Source organism: Arthrobacter sp. TmtSoilC77, assembly GCF_059739415.1.
In genome coordinates, this window is record NZ_AP046050.1 from 3,847,429 (window position 1) to 3,865,529 (window position 18,101).

The 18,101-nt window shown below is 62.5% G+C and carries 13 protein-coding genes; 4 read left to right on the forward strand and 9 right to left on the reverse strand.

Going from position 1 to position 18,101, the window contains the following annotated elements; all coding sequences use genetic code 11:
* Window positions 1-18: 18 nt before the first annotated feature.
* A complete protein-coding gene (locus AC6I99_RS17695) occupies window positions 19-1,305 on the reverse strand; it encodes an ABC transporter substrate-binding protein (protein WP_497944483.1) in 1,287 nt (428 codons plus the stop codon).
* 197 nt (window positions 1,306-1,502) lie between these two features.
* Between AC6I99_RS17695 and AC6I99_RS17700 the strand changes: the two genes are divergently transcribed.
* Entirely contained in the window at window positions 1,503-3,569 is a 2,067-nt protein-coding gene (locus AC6I99_RS17700; RefSeq protein WP_497944482.1) for a beta-galactosidase, read from the forward strand.
* A 218-nt stretch (window positions 3,570-3,787) separates the two neighbouring features.
* On the opposite strand, the gene AC6I99_RS17705 is transcribed toward AC6I99_RS17700, so the two are convergent.
* The 3 genes from AC6I99_RS17705 to AC6I99_RS17715 all read right to left on the reverse strand — a co-directional run bounded on the left by AC6I99_RS17705 (window position 3,788) and on the right by AC6I99_RS17715 (window position 7,189).
* Entirely contained in the window at window positions 3,788-5,164 is a 1,377-nt protein-coding gene (locus AC6I99_RS17705; protein WP_497944481.1) for an ABC transporter substrate-binding protein, read from the reverse strand.
* Window positions 5,165-5,319: 155 nt separating this feature from the next.
* Window positions 5,320-6,252: a carbohydrate ABC transporter permease gene (locus tag AC6I99_RS17710; RefSeq protein ID WP_497944480.1), complete on the reverse strand. Its 933-nt coding sequence runs from the start codon at window positions 6,250-6,252 to the stop codon at window positions 5,320-5,322.
* Window positions 6,245-7,189, reverse strand: a complete 945-nt coding sequence (locus tag AC6I99_RS17715; RefSeq protein WP_223934407.1) for a carbohydrate ABC transporter permease — start codon at window positions 7,187-7,189, stop codon at window positions 6,245-6,247. The genes AC6I99_RS17710 and AC6I99_RS17715 overlap by 8 nt, the downstream gene beginning before the upstream one ends.
* A gap of 374 nt (window positions 7,190-7,563) precedes the next feature.
* Here AC6I99_RS17715 and AC6I99_RS17720 point away from each other — a divergent pair, with 374 nt between their 5' ends.
* From AC6I99_RS17720 to AC6I99_RS17730, 3 genes are read left to right on the forward strand one after another with little or no spacing between them, the layout of a single operon-like run.
* Entirely contained in the window at window positions 7,564-8,784 is a 1,221-nt protein-coding gene (locus AC6I99_RS17720) for an acetylxylan esterase (protein WP_497944479.1), read from the forward strand.
* Complete coding sequence (locus AC6I99_RS17725) at window positions 8,781-10,862, forward strand: DUF6807 family protein (protein ID WP_497944478.1); 2,082 nt, start codon at window positions 8,781-8,783, stop codon at window positions 10,860-10,862. The genes AC6I99_RS17720 and AC6I99_RS17725 overlap by 4 nt, the downstream gene beginning before the upstream one ends.
* Window positions 10,859-11,989 carry a M24 family metallopeptidase gene (locus AC6I99_RS17730; RefSeq protein ID WP_497944477.1) on the forward strand — a complete coding sequence of 377 codons (1,131 nt, stop codon included), beginning with the start codon at window positions 10,859-10,861 and terminating at the stop codon, window positions 11,987-11,989. The genes AC6I99_RS17725 and AC6I99_RS17730 overlap by 4 nt, the downstream gene beginning before the upstream one ends.
* A gap of 159 nt (window positions 11,990-12,148) precedes the next feature.
* Here the strand turns inward: AC6I99_RS17730 and AC6I99_RS17735 are convergent, their stop codons facing one another.
* From AC6I99_RS17735 to AC6I99_RS17755, 5 genes are read right to left on the reverse strand one after another with little or no spacing between them, the layout of a single operon-like run.
* Window positions 12,149-13,600 carry an aldehyde dehydrogenase (NADP(+)) gene (locus tag AC6I99_RS17735; RefSeq protein ID WP_497944476.1) on the reverse strand — a complete coding sequence of 484 codons (1,452 nt, stop codon included), beginning with the start codon at window positions 13,598-13,600 and terminating at the stop codon, window positions 12,149-12,151.
* Window positions 13,581-14,714 (reverse strand): mandelate racemase/muconate lactonizing enzyme family protein, encoded by a 1,134-nt coding sequence (locus tag AC6I99_RS17740; protein WP_497944475.1) that lies wholly within the window; start codon window positions 14,712-14,714, stop codon window positions 13,581-13,583. Before AC6I99_RS17740 ends, AC6I99_RS17735 begins: the two co-directional genes overlap by 20 nt.
* The gene (locus AC6I99_RS17745) at window positions 14,714-15,619 is read right to left on the reverse strand and encodes a 5-dehydro-4-deoxyglucarate dehydratase (RefSeq protein WP_497944474.1); all 906 of its coding nucleotides are present in this window, start codon (window positions 15,617-15,619) and stop codon (window positions 14,714-14,716) included. The genes AC6I99_RS17740 and AC6I99_RS17745 overlap by 1 nt, the downstream gene beginning before the upstream one ends.
* Window positions 15,616-16,614, reverse strand: a complete 999-nt coding sequence (locus tag AC6I99_RS17750; RefSeq protein ID WP_497944473.1) for an NAD-dependent epimerase/dehydratase family protein — start codon at window positions 16,612-16,614, stop codon at window positions 15,616-15,618. The genes AC6I99_RS17745 and AC6I99_RS17750 overlap by 4 nt, the downstream gene beginning before the upstream one ends.
* 28 nt (window positions 16,615-16,642) lie before the next feature.
* Window positions 16,643-18,064 (reverse strand): Gfo/Idh/MocA family protein, encoded by a 1,422-nt coding sequence (locus AC6I99_RS17755; protein ID WP_497944472.1) that lies wholly within the window; start codon window positions 18,062-18,064, stop codon window positions 16,643-16,645.
* Window positions 18,065-18,101: the final 37 nt, after the last annotated feature.

Below are 18,101 nucleotides of genomic sequence, written 5' to 3' on the forward strand. Positions count from 1 at the left end.
TCAGACACAAAAGTCTGCTCAGGCATTCTGCTTGATAAGGTCTTCGGCTTCCTTGAACCACGCATCTGCAGCGGCGTCGATGGTGAGTTTGCCGTAATTGAGCTCGGAGCTGACGCGCTTGAAAGAGGATTCAAGCGTGCCGAAACCGACGATGGGCGGCTGCGGAGCATCCTTGAGGTACTTTTCGATGGACTTTTCATAGTCCACAACCAGCTTGTCTGTGCCTTCGAAGGTGGTTCCGTCGCGCTGGGTCTTGGATGCCGGAACACCACGGGAGGTCTTGAAGATCTGGCCTACCTCAGGGTCGTTGACCATGAAGTCGATGAAACGGGCAGCAGCATCCTTGTATTTGGTCTTGGCGCTGGCCACCATGAGCATTGACGGCTTGAGGAAGAGTCCCAGGTTGTCGGGGTTGTCCGACGGAACCGGCACCAGCTTCAGTTCCTTGGCGCCGCTATCTCCGAGGTAACCTGCCATGAAGTTGTCCCACGTGGCTTCGGTGGCAGTGACGTTTGAGCCGAACGGGGACTTCGGCAACAGCTGCGTCGTTTTGTCTTCGCCCACTAACGCCGGGGTTCCGCGAAGCTGGGCGGTAGTGTTCCACCACTTCTTGAGGTCGTCCTTGGAGAACCCGAGCTTGCCTTCATCCGTAAAGGCCTGAATGTTGTTTTGGCGCAGCCAGATGTTGAACATCCACCAAACACCGGTGTAGTCGGTGCCGCCGAACAATGTTCCGTTGCCTTTCTGCCCCACCTCGGCAAGGAAAGAGTTGAACTCCTTGTAGTTCCACGTTCCATCAGGCTCAGCGATGCCCATGGCCTTGAGCTTGGCGGGGTCGTAGTAGACCGCGAAGGCGTTGGTGCTGGTGGGGATACCGTACGTCTTGCCACGGATCTGGCCCGAGGGCAGCAGTGACTTGTCGAAGGCGTCCGTGTTGATCTTCACGGTGCCCAGGTCCAGTAGCTGGTTGCGCTGGCCGTAGTCGCGCAGGTAGGACAAATCCCACTGCATGACGTCCGGCAAGCCACCACCGGCAGCTTCAGTGGCGCGCTTCTGCCAGTATCCGGCGAAGTCGGTGAAGTTGCCGTTGACCTTGATGTCAGGGTTCTTGGATTCGAACAGTGCGATGGCCTTGCGGGTGCGCTCAGCACGGTCGTCGTTGCCCCACCAGGTGTACGTGATGGTCACGGGGTTATCGGCAGAACCCGTCTTGCTGGACGACGAAGACTGGCCGCAGGCGGACAGGAATGCCGCGGATGCAGTGCCAAGGGCCACCGTGGTGAGGAAATTCCTTCTGTTGATCATGAGAGCCTCCTTGCTCAGTTGGTGCAAGCCTTTTCGGTTCCCCACCAGGGAGAGTGACCTCGCTTACACTCGTTCTGAATCGATACAATATCCCCAATCGGGAATCTGGGCAAGCGTTTTCCAAGATCCTCGCCTAACCTGATAGCAGCCAAGCTCCACAGTTATCCCGCACAGCCGAACCTGACCAAGGAGTCCCCTTGTCCTCCCCTGAACTCTCCCGAGGCACATCCGAAAGCCCGTCCGAAAGCCCGTCCGGAGCATCCTCCATATGGAACAGCATCAATGGCCTGGCCTACGGCGGCGACTACAACCCTGAGCAATGGCCCGAGGACGTCCGCCGTGAAGATATCGAGCTCATGAAGGAGGCGGGGGTCAATTTCCTGAGCGTCGCCATCTTCTCCTGGGGCCTGCTGGAACCGGTAGAAGGCCAGTACGATTTCGGCTGGCTGGACGACGTCCTGGACAACCTCCACGAAGCCGGCATCAAGGTGGCATTGGCTACGGCTACCGCGTCACCGCCAGCCTGGCTGGCCAGGAAACACCCCGAAATCCTTCCCGTGACAGCGGAAGGAACAAGGCTGGAACGCGGCTCGCGACGTCACTACACGCCGTCGTCCTCGGTGTACCGCAAGTACGCAACCACCATGACGAGGGTCATCGCCGAACGCTACAAGAACCACCCTGCGCTGGCATTGTGGCATGTGGACAATGAGCTCGGCTGCCATGTTGGCGAGTTCTACGGCGAAGAAGACGCTGCCGCATTCCGGGCCTGGCTGGAACGCCGGTACGGATCCATCGAGGCGCTCAACGAGGCATGGGGAACCGCGTTCTGGTCCCAGCATTACGCCTCATTCGAGGAAATCATCCCGCCCGGCGCCGCACCCACCACCCTCAACCCGGGACAGCAACTGGACTTTGCACGCTTCAACTCGTGGGCGTTCATCGATTACTACCGCGCCCTGCTGGCAGTAATCCGCGAAGTTACACCGAACGTCCCGGCCACCACCAACTTCATGGTTTCCAGTGCCACCAAAACCTTGGACTACTTCGATTGGTCCAAGGACATGGATGTAATCGCGAACGACCATTACCTGGTGGCTGCCGATCCTGAACGGGAAATCGAACTTGCCTTCAGCGCTGACCTCACGCGCGGCGTGGCCGGGGGCGAACCGTGGATCCTGATGGAACACTCCACATCGGCGGTCAACTGGCAGCCCCATAACCAGCCAAAGATGCCCGGGGAAATGCTCCGCAACTCCCTGGCCCATGTGGCCCGCGGCGCCGACGCCGTCATGTTCTTCCAATGGCGCCAGAGCAAGGCTGGATCTGAAAAATTCCACTCAGCCATGGTTCCGCACGGCGGTCGCGACACACAGGTCTGGCGCAATGTGGTGGAGCTCGGCGAAGCCCTCTCCAAGGTGGAATCCGTGAAGGGTTCCCGCGTGGAATCGCGCGTTGCTTTCGTCTTTGACTACGAAGCATGGTGGGCCTCCGAGCTGGACTCGCACCCAAGCCAGGACCTGAAGTACCTGGAAACCATGCGTGCTTTCCACCGCTCGCTGTACCTGCGTGGTGTCAGTACGGACTTCGTCCACCCCTCTGCCGACCTCTCCGGCTACGATCTCATTCTGGTCTGCACCCTCTACGCCGTGACAGATGCCGCGGCCGGCTCTATCGCTGCCGCAGCAGAGGGCGGCGCAACGGTCCTCATCAGCTACTTCAGCGGCATCGTGGATGAGCAGGACCACGTTCGGCTGGGTGGCTACCCGGGCGCTTTCCGCGAATTACTGGGTATCCGAACCGAGGAATTCCATCCGCTCTTCCCCGGCAGCACAGTCACCCTCAGCGATGGAACACTTGGTTCCTTGTGGAGCGAGCACGTTCACGTGGCTGAATCTGAGGGCGGGCCAGCTGAGGTCCTGGCCACCTTTACGGACTACCCGCTCGACGGCGTTCCCGCCCTCACGCGCAGACCCACCGGGGCGGGGGCGGCTTGGTACCTTGCGACACTACCCGACGCCGACGGCATCGATTCGCTGACCGCCCGCCTGCTGGAGGAAGCTGGGGTGACGGCCGTTGCCGAGGCTTCTGCCGGCGTCGAACTTACACGGCGGCGATCCGCGGATGGCAGCAGTTTCCTCTTCGCCATCAACCACAGCCGGGAGGACGTGACCGTGAAGGCCGACGGCGACGAGCTGCTGAGCGGAGCGCGCTTCACCGGCGTGGTCCCCGCCGGAGCTGTGGCAGTTATCGCGGAAGACTAGCCCAACCAAGTAGCAGCAGTGCGCGTTTTGACGCCTCAAAACGCGCACAAATGCGACTCAGTTGGGTGCACGCGCGCAAAAACCGCGCCCCGGACGGATCACGAATGATTCGCCCGGGACGCGGTTCTCTTGGTGCCGTGGTTCTCTTGGTGCTGTGGTTCTCTTGGTGCGGTGGTTCTCTTGGTGCGGTGGTTCTCTTGGTGCGGTGGCGCCGGAAGCTAGGCTCCGATCGCGGACTTCATCTCGTCCACGGCCTTCTTGCCGGCTTCCTCAGTGGAGAGCCTGTTGAACAGGACTTCCGAGGAGTAGCGCTTGATGATTTCCTGGATGGCACCTGCACCCTTGGGCGGCGCAGCCGGGGCTTCACCGAGCTCGGGCTGGATGTCACTGATGAAGTTGACCACTTTGGTGTCCGCCGGGGCCAGCTTTGGAGCGATTGCTTCGCGGACGTCCGAGTTGGGGTAGACGCCCCGGTCAGCCAGCAGAATTTCGCCGGCCTTGACGTTGTTCGTCAGGAAGTCGATGAACTTCGCCGTCTCTTCAGGGTGCTTGGTCCTGGACGATGCAGACCAGAACTGGGAGGCCTTGTACCAAAGCTGGGTATCAGCGGCCTTGCCCGTCTTGGACGGGAAACGGAGGATTTGCAGCTCCCCGCCCGCAGCTTTCTCGAGCGCCGGCAACTGGTTGGACCACCAGAAGGCCATGCCGTTCTTGCCCGTTGCCAGACCGCTCTGGTCCAGCGGCGCAGCTTCGGCTTCAACTATCTCCGAAGCCGACGGAACGGCCTTCTTCTCGCTCATATCCTTCAGGAAGTCCCAGTAACCTGCGATGTCCGAGGGTTCGAAGCCCAGCTTGCCGTCCTGTGTGTACAGCGACTTGCCATTCTGGCGCAGCCACACACCCAGGGACGCCTCGTCGGTACCGTATGCAGCAGCCCCGTAGGTTCCCTTCGGCGACTTGCTGGTGACCTCAGCAGCGATGCGCTCGAAGTCTTCCCACGTCCAGGTCTTGTCATCCGGGAGTGCAACGCCGGCAGCCTTGAAGACCGCCGGGTTGGCCAGGATCGTGGCAGCGTTGATGCCTGCCGCAATACCGGTGAGCCCCTTTGCGCCCTTGCCTGCGTTCAGTGCGGCCTCGTCCAGCTTGGAGGTGTCGATGTCGTACTTGGAGAGGTCCAGCAGCGCGCCGCGGGTGGAGTACTCGGTGATGTACTTTTCGTCCATCTGGATGATGTCCGGAGCATCGTTGGCAGCAACTTGCGTTGCCAGCTTGTCCCAGTAGCCGCTCCAGTCGCCATACTCGGCCTTGACCTTGATGTTGGGGTTCTCGGCTTCAAAAGCTGCAATGGCTGCCTGCGTCAATTGCGCACGTTTGTCGCCACCCCACCAGGAAAAGCGGAGTTCCACCTTGCCGTCGGCACTCTTTGGTTCTGCGCCACCGCCGCAAGCGCTAAGCGCCAGAACGGCAGCAGCTGTGGCAGCGATAATGGCCGAGGCGCGAAGCCGCCGCCTGGACCGCCTGCCCTTGGGTTCCGATGCCCGGGCCTTGGAAGCACCTTCGGGGGCGACTGCTTCACCCTTTGGAAATACCGGCACTGTTGTCTCCGATCCTCTTTGATCTTGATGCGAACTGAGAAAGCGTTTTCTTGCGTGGTTTTTATGGTACAAGTCACCATCTTGTGTGACAAGATCCCAGCTTGTATTACTTGTCGGGGCGAAAGCCCCGGACTTCCAGTGAGTACGGCAGGGTCCTATTTGATGCCCGTAGTTGCGATGCCCTTGATGAGGAACCGTTGGCCGAACAGGAAGACAAGGAACACCGGGAACAAGGACACGATGGACATCGCGAAGAGTGATCCCCAGCTGGTAGCGGACTGCGAGTCAACGAAAGCGCGAAGCGCTACGGGGACAGTGAACATGTCCGGATCCGTGAGGTAGATGAGCGCACCGAAGAAGTCGTTCCACGTCCAGATGAAGGTGAAGATGGTGGTGGTGGCGAGGGCAGGAACCATCAAAGGCAGAATGACGCGGAGGAAAATCCTCGGGTGGCCGGCGCCGTCAATGCGGGCAGCCTCATCCAGTTCCTTCGGAATGCCACGAATGAACTGCACCATGAGGAACACAAAGAACGCGTCCGTAGCCAGGAGCTTCGGCACGATCAGCGGCCAGAACGTATTCACCCAACCGATCTGCGAAAACAGGATGTACTGCGGCACGATCACAACGTGGAACGGCAGCATGATGGTCAGCAGCATGATTCCGAAGAACAGCTTTTTGCCACTGAACTGAAGCCGGGCGAAGGCATAGGCGGCCATGGAGCACGAGATCAGGTTTCCGACGATCGAGCCGAGTACGACGATCGCAGAGTTGATCATGTAATGCCCGAACGGGTGCGTCAGCGCAGACCAGCCATCGGTGTAGTTGCTCATTTCCAGGTTGTTCAGCCAAAGGCCCGGCTCGCGGAAAATGAGGTCATTGGGCCGCAGCGAGGAAACAACCATCCACAGCAGCGGATAGATCATGATCCCGCCAACGAGGATCAGGATGGCGTGCTTGATGAGTCCCTTGATGCGGGCGTTCCGGCTGAAGGCCAGGTTTCCTGGCGATTCGCGGCGGCGCGGGCTTTTACTGGGCTTGCTGCTTTGGGCCTCAGCTGCGGCCGGGAGGGTCTGGATTTTAGTCATCGTAGAACACCCAATACTTTGAAGCGATGAAGTTGATGGCAGTGAAGACACCGATAATGACCAGAAGGAACCAGGCCATCGCCGAGGCGTAGCCCATATCGAACTGGCCGAAGCCCTTCTGGTACAGATACAGCGTGAAGAACATGGTGGAGTCGGACGGTCCGCCGTTGCCGCCGGAGACGATAAATGCCTGCGTGAACGACTGGAACGAACCAATGATTTGCAGCACCAGGTTGAAGAAGATGATGGGGCTCAGCATCGGCAGCGTGATCCGCCAGAACTTCTGCAAGGTGGTGGCGCCGTCAACTTCAGCGGCCTCGTAGTACATGTTCGGGATCTGGCGCAGGCCCGCCAGGAAGATGATCATCGGGCTGCCGAACGTCCAGACATGCAGCAGGATGATGGAGCCCAGCGCCGTGTTTGGATCCGAGATCCATCCAGGCCCCTGGATTCCGATCATGGCAAGGACCTGGTTCACAAGGCCGGTGGTGCCGAAGATCTGCTTCCAAAGAATCGCAACAGCCACAGATCCGCCCAGCAGGGACGGCAAATAGAAAATGGAACGGTAGAACGGAAGGCCACGAAGCCCTTTGTCCAGGACCAGTGCGATGACCAGGGCCACAGCCAGTTGGAGCGGCACGCCTACCAACACGTAGGTGAAAGTAACCCGCAAGGAATTATGGAGGCGGGCATCGCCGAACATGCGGACGAAGTTGTCGATTCCCACCCACTGCGGTGGTTGCAGAAGGTTGTAGTCCGTGAAGGACAGATACAACGACATCAGCATCGGACCCACGGTGATGACCACGAGGCCGATCAGCCACGGAAGCAGGAAAACATAGGCGGCCTTGTTGTCGCGGCCGTTCGCCTTCTTCTCTTCCTTGGTCATGGGCCCCTTGCGGCGGGTCATGGTGGAGAGTTCGCCGATGGCGCTCATGGCTTCCCTCCAGCCTGACCGCGAACGCCTTTCGGCGTCCCCGTGTGTTCATATGCGGCCATGTGGTCTCCTTTGGTCATCGTGGCCATCCACGGAGTACGAGTGTGGTTGATGCTTGCCTTCCGGGACGCCGCCGTTCTCCTGGCGGTACCCCTTGACTCGCCGGGATGTGCATCCTGGTGATCAGCGGCTCCGTACCAAAGTAAACGCTTTCTTGACCCATGTACAGCCTTTTGCTAATTTTTGAGAAAGCGTTTTCTGAGGAAGTCGCCCATACCTGGTTTACACACGCCGAAGCAGCCCGGCGTGTGCTTTCGCACATCATCCGCACCAAAAAGGCAGGACACCATTGTTCCCCAAGCACGGCGACTGCCATGACCACTGCTGACATGGCAGGAATGCCCATCCGCCCCAGTGCTCTTGGCCGCTACGAGGATTGGCCCGCTTACGCCGCCCGGAAGCACTTCGCGGCAGGCTCTCCAAGTGCGCAGCAGTTGGTTGACACCCTCGGCGTCCCTCCCACTGCAACGGTTCCGGAATACAGGGTAGGCACCGAAACAAAGCACGACGGCGTCATCACCACCCGCCTGTCCTGGCAGCTTGGTTTCGGGCCAAGGACCTCGGCTTGGTTCGTGCGGCCAACCGGCATCACGGACCCACTACCCGGGATACTGGCCCTTCATTGCCATGGCGGGATCAAATCCCATGGCGCGGAACGGCTTGTCCTGCTTCCAGGAGATGAAGGGAACGACGCCGGGGCCACCGCTCCGGTTGGCTTCGGTCCCGTGCCGGCCCAGTTACGGGAAAAGCTCTACGGTGGGCGGCCCATGGCTACATGGCTTGCCCAGCAGGGTTTCGCTGTCCTGGCACATGACGCCTTCATGTGGGGCAGCCGCGGCTTTGACCTGGAAAACCAGCCTTGGCGGACGGCCCGGGCCGTCGACGGCCAGCACGCACTGTGGCGGGAGGCCGGCGTCGAACCATCCGCGGCGGATCTCTACAACGCAGCAGCGGCCGATCATGAGGAAACCGTGGCAAAAGCCGCAACGCTCCTTGGCACCAGCATCGCCGGGACGGTCGCGCATGACGACCTCGCGGCGTTGGGCGTCCTGGCGTCCCTCCCCGGAGTCGATCCGGAACGCCTTGGTTGCACCGGATTTTCAGGTGGAGGCGGCCGGGCCATGGTGCTCGCCGCCCTTAGTCCACTGATCCGCAGCTACGTGGTCACCTGCATGATGACCACCTTCGCGTCCCTCCTTCCCGCCTACCTCGATGCGCATTCCTGGTTGCTCCACTCCCCTGGCCTGTCAAAGCTGGGGGATTGGCCCGATCTGGTAGTGCGTTCAACTGCCGGCGCTGTCCTGGTCCAATACGCACTGGCCGACCAGCTGTTTCCGGAAGCAGGCATGCGCGACGCCGATGCCCACCTTTCGCAGCGGATGCCGCCTGGGCGGTACACAGGCAGCGTTTGGCCCGGGCCCCATGTTTTTTCCACCGCCATGCAGGAAGAGGCGGCAGCTTTTCTCTCCTCCACCCTCCAGGCCAATGAAGCCCCGGGTTTCCCCTCAACTGATCCCGCTAGGACAGCACTATGACTTTGCCCGTAACGGCGCCCCACACAAGCTCGGCCACCCACAACCAACTGCCCCGGGTAGCACTGGTTGGCGTTCACGGATTCGGCGAACGACACCTTGAAAACCTCCATCGGCTCAATTCCGCCGGAGTGCTTGAACTAGTGGCTGTTGCCGATCCACAGCCACCGGCCCAAGGCCAGTTGCCTCCCGATGTGGGCGTCTACAGTTCCTTGGATGAGCTCCTGGCTGCGGGAAATGCCCCCGACGTCGTCATCATTTCCACTCCTATCCAAACCCACGCCCCGCTCGCCCTCGCCGCTTTGAGGGCCAGCGCCAACCTCTACCTCGAAAAGCCTCCCGTGGCTTCCATGGCGCAGTACGAAAGCGTCCTCGCAGCGTCGGCGAGCGCCGGGCGGATGGTTCAAGTCGGTTTCCAGAGCCTTGGTTCACACGCCCTTCCCGCCATTGAAAAGCTTGTGGCATCGGGGGAAATCGGCGAGGTCCGCAGCATCAGCGCGACCGGCCAGTGGCTCCGGACAAAGCGGTACTTCACGCGCTCCCGCTGGGCCGGCAAGCGAAACCTGAACGGTACGGATGTTGTGGACGGCGTTGCGACGAACGCCTTGGCACACGCCGTGGCCACCGGGCTGCGACTCGCCGGTGCCAGGACCCTTGCGGACGTCGACTTGGTTGAAACCGACCTTTACCGGGCGAATGACACCGAAAGCGATGACACCTCAGTGATCAGGGTCCGGACCGCAACAGGCACAGTGCTGACCTGCGCCCTGACGTTGTGCGCGCCCGTGCAGTCAGCGCCATCGGTGACCATCTACGGCACGCTCGGGCAGATCCGGCTTTCCTACACCGAAGACAAAGTGGAGATCACTACTCCCGACGGGATCCGGAATGAGGCTTTCGGGCGGACGGACTTGCTGGAAAACCTCCTTTCAGCACGGACCGAACAGGATCTGCTCAGCCCATTGAGTGAAACGGGCGCCTATATGTCCGTGTTGGAAGCGGTCCGGACCTCGGACGCACCCCGGCTCATCCATCCGGACCATGTGACGTGGCTGGGCGAAGGCGACGACGCCCATGCCGTGGTGCAGGACGTGGAATCGTGGATCCGCCGGGCCGCCCTTGGGCAAGCAACGTTTGCGGAACTCGGGACGCCGTGGGTTTCGAGGACGGGGGCTGTACAGACGGGGGCTACAGCAGTCAAGCCAGAGCTGAAAGTCAGCGGTGTATCCGTCGCTGCGATGCACGACGGCTCGCGCATCCGGCCAACCTCCTCGCCGCGTCCATACCTCCACCCCGTGCGAACCCTTGCCGGCACGGTTGTAAGTGACCACATTCCGGAGGACCATGTGTGGCACCTTGGAGCAGGGGTCGCCATCCAGGATGTCAACGGCGTCAATTTCTGGGGTGGCCGGACCTACACCCGCGACGCCGGAGCGTACGTCTGGCGCAAGGACCACGGCCGCGTGCTCCTTGAGTCTGCGGAGCACAGGGATGGCCAGAGGCACGAGCTTCTGAGCTGGGTGGGCCCCGACGGCAAGCCCCTCCTCCGCGAACAGCGCGAGTGGCGCTGGGCCGCCGTCGGGAATTCCGCCTGGCAGCTGACGCTGGACTTCACGCTCGAATCCGCCACGGGACGCCCGGTGCTGCTGGGCAGCCCCGGTTCCAACGGAAGGCGGCAGGGCGGTTACGGTGGCTTCTTCTGGCGGCTGCCAAAGGTCAATGATGCGACCATCTGGACCCCTGTGGCGCGTGGTGAAGATGCCGTCCATGGCAGCGTCGCGCCCTGGCTGGCTTGGTCAGGAACTTTCGACGCCGGAACGGGCGGGGGTGTTGCTGCGGGCGACCCGGGCCTGGGCCATCCTGCAACGCTCGTCTTCCTGGCATCCCCCCAAGCCCCGGACCCCTGGTTCGTTCGGCACTCGGGCTATCCGGGTGTGGGGCTGTCCTTGGCCTGGGAGTCCCCGGTGGCCGCAGAACCCGGCCGCCCTGTGCATCGCACCGTCAGGGTGCTCATCGCTGACGGCTTCCTGGCCACTCAGGACATTGAACAGCTCATCTCAACCCAGGGGGACCCAGCATGAACGCTCCGACTCAATCTGCAGTAACACCCGGCACCGCGCCAACATCCGGCACCGCGTCCCCGGCTCCCGGCAATGCCGCCGACCGCGTGGTGAAGCGCCGCCGCATCCTGGACATCCTGGACCATTCGGGTCGCGACTCACTTCTGCTCACCAGCAACACGGCACTCACGTGGTACCTGGACGGCAGCCGGGTCCATATCAGCCTGGCAGGGGATCCCATCGCGGCCCTCCTGGTGGATCGAGCCGGGGATCACTTGGTGACGTTCAACAATGAAGCCGGCCGGATCGAGGCCGAGGAACTTCCGGAGGGCGTCAACCTGCACAGTATTCCGTGGCACGGCCAGTTGCACGCATCTGCGGCCGCGCTGGCCGATAACGGAAACCCGCTGATGGAAGCCGCCGTCGCAGGGGAACTACGGGCAGCGCGACAACAGCTGCTGCCTGCAGAAACAGCCCGCTACGCCCGGTTGTCCGCCGACGCAGCAACCGCGATGACGGACGTCCTCACGGCAGCAACGCCCGCGACAACCGAATTTGAGCTTGTCTCGGACCTGGCTGCCCGGATTGTGGCAGTGGGCGCCGAGCCCCTTGTGCTGCTGTGCAACGGTGCTGCGAGAAGCAGTTTCCGCCACCCGCTGGCAACGCACGCCCCCATCGGGCGCAGGGCCATGGTTGTGGTTTGCGCACGTCGTCATGGCTTGGTGGCCAACGTGACCCGTTGGGTAGCGTTCGACGCCGGTAGCGCGCAGGAGCTCGACGCCGAAGCCCGCATCGCGGCAGTTGAAGCAGACATCTTCCGGGCCACCGTGCCGGGTGCCAAGCTCAACGAGGTCTTCGCCGAGATTCAGGATGCCTATGTGCGCCACCGTTTTGGTCCAGAGCAGTGGACCCTGCATCACCAAGGCGGTCCTGCAGGTTATGCGGGCCGTGATCCGCGGGTCACCGCGGACGTTACGGACAGGATCGTCCTCCACCAGCCGTTCACGTGGAACCCCTCAGGACCTGGTGTGAAAATCGAAGACACCGTGCTGCTCACGGACTCGGGGCTGCGGGTGCTGACCGTGGACGACCGCTGGCCGACGACGGAAGTGGACGGTCGCCGTCGTCCGATCACCCTGCGGCGGTAGCGCCTTCGTCAAGCTCGAGTCAACGCGAAAGAGGCGGGGTCACCGCGATTGTGACCCCGCCTCTTTCATCTGCCCTTACCCAAGTAAGTCGCAGTTAAGCGCGTTTTGAGGGCTCAAAACGCGCTTAACTGCTACTTAGTTGGGCGCGCTGTAGGTGAGTTAGCCGAGCGTCAGCACACCGTCCACACGGCGCGGGATGCCCAACGGGTTCGCCTCGCGCAGGGCCGGGTGCAGGATGCTTTCCGGAGCGTCCTGGTAAGCCACGGGACGCTGGAAGCGGCGAACCGCGGTAGCGCCCACTGAGGTAAACGGCGATGTGGTGGCGGGGTACGGTCCTCCGTGCTGCTGCGACCAGTTCACGGCAACGCCAGTGGGCCAACCGTCAAACAGGACCCTGCCGGCGAGCTCACTCAGCTGCTCCACAAGCGCTGAAATGTCCTCACCTGGCTGCGCGTGTACGGTGCCCGTGAGGCTGCCTGGAACTTTGGCGAGCGCCTGTGACAGTTCGTCGTTGTTGGCGTACTCAATGAGGAGAGTTGTGGGGCCGAAGCACTCCTCCAGCAGTTCATCCGGACGTTCCAGCACATTGGCGGCGCTCGTTGAGAACACCACAGGAGCGGCGCCATCGGCCAGGCTGTCCTGATCCACAATTCCGCTCACCACCGCAACACCCGGCTGCTCAGCGACGCTGCGCAAGCCGTAAGGGTAGGCCTCCGCGATCCGCTCGGTCAGCATGGCGGCGGTCGGTTTGTCCTTGCTCGCCTCAGCCACCTGGGCAGCGAAGTCGGTGCCCGCAGGGATGAAAACGAGTCCTGGCTTGGTGCAGAACTGCCCCGCTCCCTGGGTGAACGAACCAGCCAGGCCAGCAGCAAGTTCTTTAGCACGATCGGCCAAGGCACCATCCGTGATGACCACCGGGTTCAGGCTGCCCAGTTCGCCGTAGAAGGGGATCGGTTCCGGGCGGGACGTTGCGAGGTCGAACAGTGCGCGGCCGCCGGGAATGGACCCGGTGAAGCCCACCGCCTTGATGGCTGGATCCTGCACCAATGCGGTACCGGCCTCGCGTCCGCTCACGAGTGCGAAGGTGCCCTCCGGAGCCCCGGCCTTGGCCAAGGCTTCGGTCACGATCCCGGCAGTCCGCTCGGACAGTCGTAGATGGCCGGAATGTGCTTTGACGATCACCGGACAGCCGACAGCCAGCGCCGATGCGGTGTCGCCGCCGGCCACCGAGAACGCGAACGGGAAGTTCGACGCCGAGAACACGGCCACCGGTCCAATCGGACGCAGGATGCGGCGCAGGTCAGGCCTGGGCGGGGTGGCGGCAGGATCCGCGTGATCGATGACGGCCTCCAAGTACGAGCCCTCCGTGATCACCCTCGCGAACAACCGGAGTTGGCCGCTCGTCCGCGCCACCTCACCGGTGAGCCGAACCGTGCCAAGGCTGGTTTCGGAGTCAGCTATGGCCACCAGTTCCGTCACGTTGGCGTCCAGGGCGTCGGCGACGGCGGTCAGCCAGGCTGCTCGCTCGGCGTCGGACGCTGCGGCGGTCACCTTGAAGGCTGCGGCGGCAGCGGCTGTAACCTCGGTCAGGTCAAGAGTTGCTGTACTCAATGTGGTTTCCTTTACTCTCAGGGGCGGAGCTCTGACGTGCGGCCGGCGTTGCGGCAAAGTCGAAGCCAAGACCTGGACGACCTACGGAGCTGAGCCTGCTGTTGCGGATTCGGATGGGAGAGGGCCCGGCGAGGATGCCGAGTTGCTCGAAGGAAGCGTCTTCGACTTCTTCCACGCTCACGGCCTCAGCCAAGGTGAGCGCCAATTGTCCGGAGAGCTCCGGCAAAAGGTGCGGCGCCACCCTGATGCTGTTCGCACGGGCCAACTCAACGATCCTGCGGAACGGCGTGATGCCGCCCACGCGGACAATGTTGGGTTGGATGATGTCCACAGCTTCGGCTTCGATGAAGTCACGGAAACGGTAGATAGTGTGGACGTTCTCGCCAAGCGCGATAGGCACCGGAGAATGTTTACGCAGGCGCCGGTAGGCCCACAGATCGTCAGCACGGATTGGCTCTTCAAGCCATTCCAATCCGTACTCCCCCAAAACATCCAAGGCACGGAAAGTGTGCGCCAGGTCCCAGCGTTGGTTGGCATCAATCATGAGCAGGCGGTCGGGGCCAATGACCTGCCGAACGGCTGCCACCCGTTCAGCGTCTTCGCGTAGCTCAGGCTTTCCCACCTTGATCTTCACAGCCTTATGACCAGCGGCAACCCAGCGCTGCGCCTGCTCCACGAGCTGTTCCAGGGAGTAGTGCAGATTCACGCCCGAGCCATAGACCTCCACCGATTCCTGGCGTTGGCCCAGAATCCCGGTGACGGACGTGCCCGCCTGCCGCCCTTTAAGGTCCCACAGCGCGAGGTCGACGCCGGCCATGGCGATGGTGGTCAGGCCTCCCCCGCCAGCTTCGTGCAGACGCTTCCACAGCTGGTCCCAGACGATCTCCGGGTTGGCCTCAAGCCCAAGGACGAAGGGGGCGATGTCGTGCTCCAGGAGCGCTTTGACCGCTTGGGGACCAATAGTAGGTGTCCACGAGAAGCCGTGGCCCAGGCCGCCGTCGTCAGTGGTCAGTTCGGTGACGATCACATGGTTCTCTGGGGCTTCAGCACCCCAGCTGCGCAGCAACGGAACCGTGATCAACCGTGTGCTGAGTCCGGTAATGCGCGCTGTCATCAGCTGACGGCCAACTCATGGCCCTTGGCCAGGATCGACTTGAGCTCCAACAGCTGTTCCTCCGTGGGGTCAACCAGCGGTGGTCGCACGGAGCCAACCGGGAGCCCTGCCAGGCGAAGGCCTGCCTTGATCAGCGAGACGCCAAAGCCGGGCGTCTGGTCCCGAAGCCTCACAAGGGGCGAATAGAACCCCTCGAGCAGGGCGTTGCGCCGTTCCTCGTCGCCTGACATGTAGGCGTCGTAATAGGCCTTTGCAATCTCCGGAGCCATGGCAAAGGCCGCCGAGGAGTAAAGCGGGATGCCCAAGCCGCGGTAAGCGCCCTGGGTCAGCTCTGCCGTGAGGAGTCCGTTGAAAAGTGCGAAGTCGGTTTGGCCGCTGGCGTTGATGGCCGATACGATTTCCTGCGCGAGGCCGACGTCCCCGATCCCGTCCTTGAACCCGATGACCTTGGGATTGGCAGTAAGGCGGGTCATGGCCGCGGCAGTGAACTTCGCCGTGCCACGGTGATAGACGATCACGGGCAGGCTACTGGCAGCGGCGATGGCCTCGACGTAAGCAACCACGCCGTCTGTTGGCCCTGTAACGAGGTACGGCGGGAGAACCAGCAGGGCATCGGCGCCTGCCTCCTCGGCAACCTTGGCGGCAGCAAGTGCGTGGCCGAGAGGGCCGCCGGCGCCTGCGACTACCGGAACAGCACCGTCAACAGCTTCGACGGCGGCAGCCACCACAGTGCGGATCTCATCCAGGGAGAGCGCATGGAATTCACCCGTGCCACATGCTGGGAAAACACCTCCGGGGCCGTAAGGAAGGCGCGAGGTGATGTGCTCCTTCAGAAGGGCTACATCCACCGAGCCGTCTTCGGCAAAGGGTGTGACGGGGAAAAACAGTACGCCGTCGAAGTTCATGGTGTCTCCTTGGTTGCTCCCGCCGGGACCAGGCCGGCGTGATTCTCGTCGTTGAGTAGTGCTTGCTCTGATGCTGCTGAGTCTTCGCGTTCGAAGGGCGTCGTAAGTTCGGTTCGCCAACTGCGCGTGGGCTCCCAGCCCAGAAGCTCATGCGCTTTCCCGATGGAGAACGCGGGGCTGGTGCCGGTCAGGTGTTCGGTAAGCGGGCCGCTGCCCGGCAAAAAACGCGGGAACAGCTCAGCGAGCGGAGCAATGGCCAAGGCATCCTTCGCTCCAACGAAGAAGACCTGCCCGTTGGGGATGGCGTCCATCTTCTCCAGCAGCACGTCCAGGAAGTCTGCCACGTCCCTGGCATCGACATAGTTGAACAGTGCCGGCGCGGACAGGGCGGGATCCTGCAACCGCTCGCGAACCGTGTGGCCCTGCTGCGTGGGCGCGCCCTGCCACTCCTCGGGGGAAATGACGTAGCAAGGCCGGAAGGCTGCGTACCGGATCTTGTCCCCCTGCGCCGCGGCAAACATCTGCACTGTCTGCTCGGCGATCAGCTTGGACAACGCGTAAGCATTCCAGGGCTTGGGCGGCGTCTGCTCGTCCAACGGGAACGACGGCGGCAGCCACCCGGCCGGTGAGCCGTAGCCCAGGGCGGTGGGGCTGCTTGCCGTAATAATCTTCGGAATACCCGCGTCGGTGGCTGCACTGATAACCGCGTAGGCGAGCCGGGTGTTGGTACTGAAGATGACTTCCTCAGGAGCGCTGAAAGGTACCGCGATAGCAGCGAGGTGGATGACGGCGTCGGGGTTTGTTTCCCGGAGGAGCCGCTCAGCTTCTCCCGGGGCCAAAAGGTCCGCCGCGTACTGCACGGCGCCGGCCGGCAACTGCTCCGCCGGGATGGCGTCGCGGTCAACCGAGACCACTTCGTGTCCGGCCTGGGCGAGGCCGGACACGACGCTGCGGCCGAGCCGGCCGGAACCGCCGGTGACGAAAATCCTGCTCATGGTGTTTGTCCTCGTGAGTGTTGGGCCGTTAGGCCTGGCCGCGGCTGAGATCGATGCCCAGGCCAAGTTCGCTGATGCGGACGGGGAGTTCGGTGTCCAGGGACTGGTTGCCGGCGATGCCGACTGAGACGGAACGGAGGCCATCGATATACCCCGACGGACGGCCCAGGGGGTCTACGCCGGGTCCATTGAAGAGGTCGGACAGCAGCAGGTTGTCGCCGCCTCCGTGGCCTCCCTCCCCGTTGACGATCGGGACTTCGTAGGCCGCCTCCCAGTGACGCTGGACCACCAGGCGCTCTCCATTTCGTCGAACGGCGTCTTCTTCCTCAACAGGCGTGGCACTGGGGTCCACCACAGTCTTCTTGTCTGTGCTGAATTGGACCGCTGCGCGCTCAACCACTTCGAGCTCGGCGCGGCCCTCCGTGCCGTTGACGCTGACCCTGTAGCCTTCCCACGGGCTGTGGGCGTTCAGCGAGTAACTCAACGTGGGCCCGTCCTGATAATCAACCACGAGGGCCAGGTTGTCCTCGATGGTGATGCCTTCCGTGAAGACGTCCTGGTCCCTCAGGTAGCCGTCGAACTTTTCGTTGTCGTAGTACAGGGCCTTCAAGCGTTCGTCCTCCCGCATGTCCAGGCGGAACGGATCACGCGCCAGGCCATCAACCGTGCCGCGGTCCGGGCGGGCACCCAGACCGCGCTCGGCAGCATTCTTGTCGCCATAGAACCGGAGCCCCCCGGAGGCGAAAACGCGCTCGGGGACGTCATTGATCCACCAGTTGACGAGGTCGAAGTGGTGCGAGGCCTTGTGGATGAGCAGGCCCCCGGAGTTCTTCTTCTCACGGTGCCAGCGGCGGAAGTAGTCCGCGCCGTGCACAGTGTCCAACACCCAGGTGAAGTCGATGGACGTGACCTTGCCGATCACGCCGTTCTGGATGATCTCCTTAAGGGCGGTGTTGCGCGGCGAGTAACGGTAGTTGAAGGTGACTACGACGTTCCGACCGGTTTCTGCCACGGCAGTGGTGATGCGGCGGCAGCCCTCGACATCGATCGTCAGCGGCTTTTCAACCACGACGTCGGCACCCGCCTCGAGCGCCTCCACGATGTAGTCCGCGTGGGTGTAGTCCGGCGTCGTGACAATGACGCGTTCGATGCCGTTGGCCTGGATGAACCCGGTCAGCTTTGCCGGCTCGAAGAACGCCACCGGCTCCGTTCCGCCGAGTTCCTTGATGAGTTCCTGGTAGAAATCCACGCGGCCCTGGTTCACGTCTGAGAGGGCGACGAGGTCAGCTACGTCTGCGTGCTGTCCATAGATCGCGCGAATGTACATTTCGGAGCGGCCCCCGGTCCCGATAAGGGCAATGCGGGTCCGATGGCGGGCAGTGCTTCCGGCGGAGAACCCGGAAGTGCCCGGTGCGGGCGACTGGGTCTCGGCGGTGTCGACGTTGACCATGGGAAGGCCCCTTTCAAAAGGCAGGAGTGAACCGCTT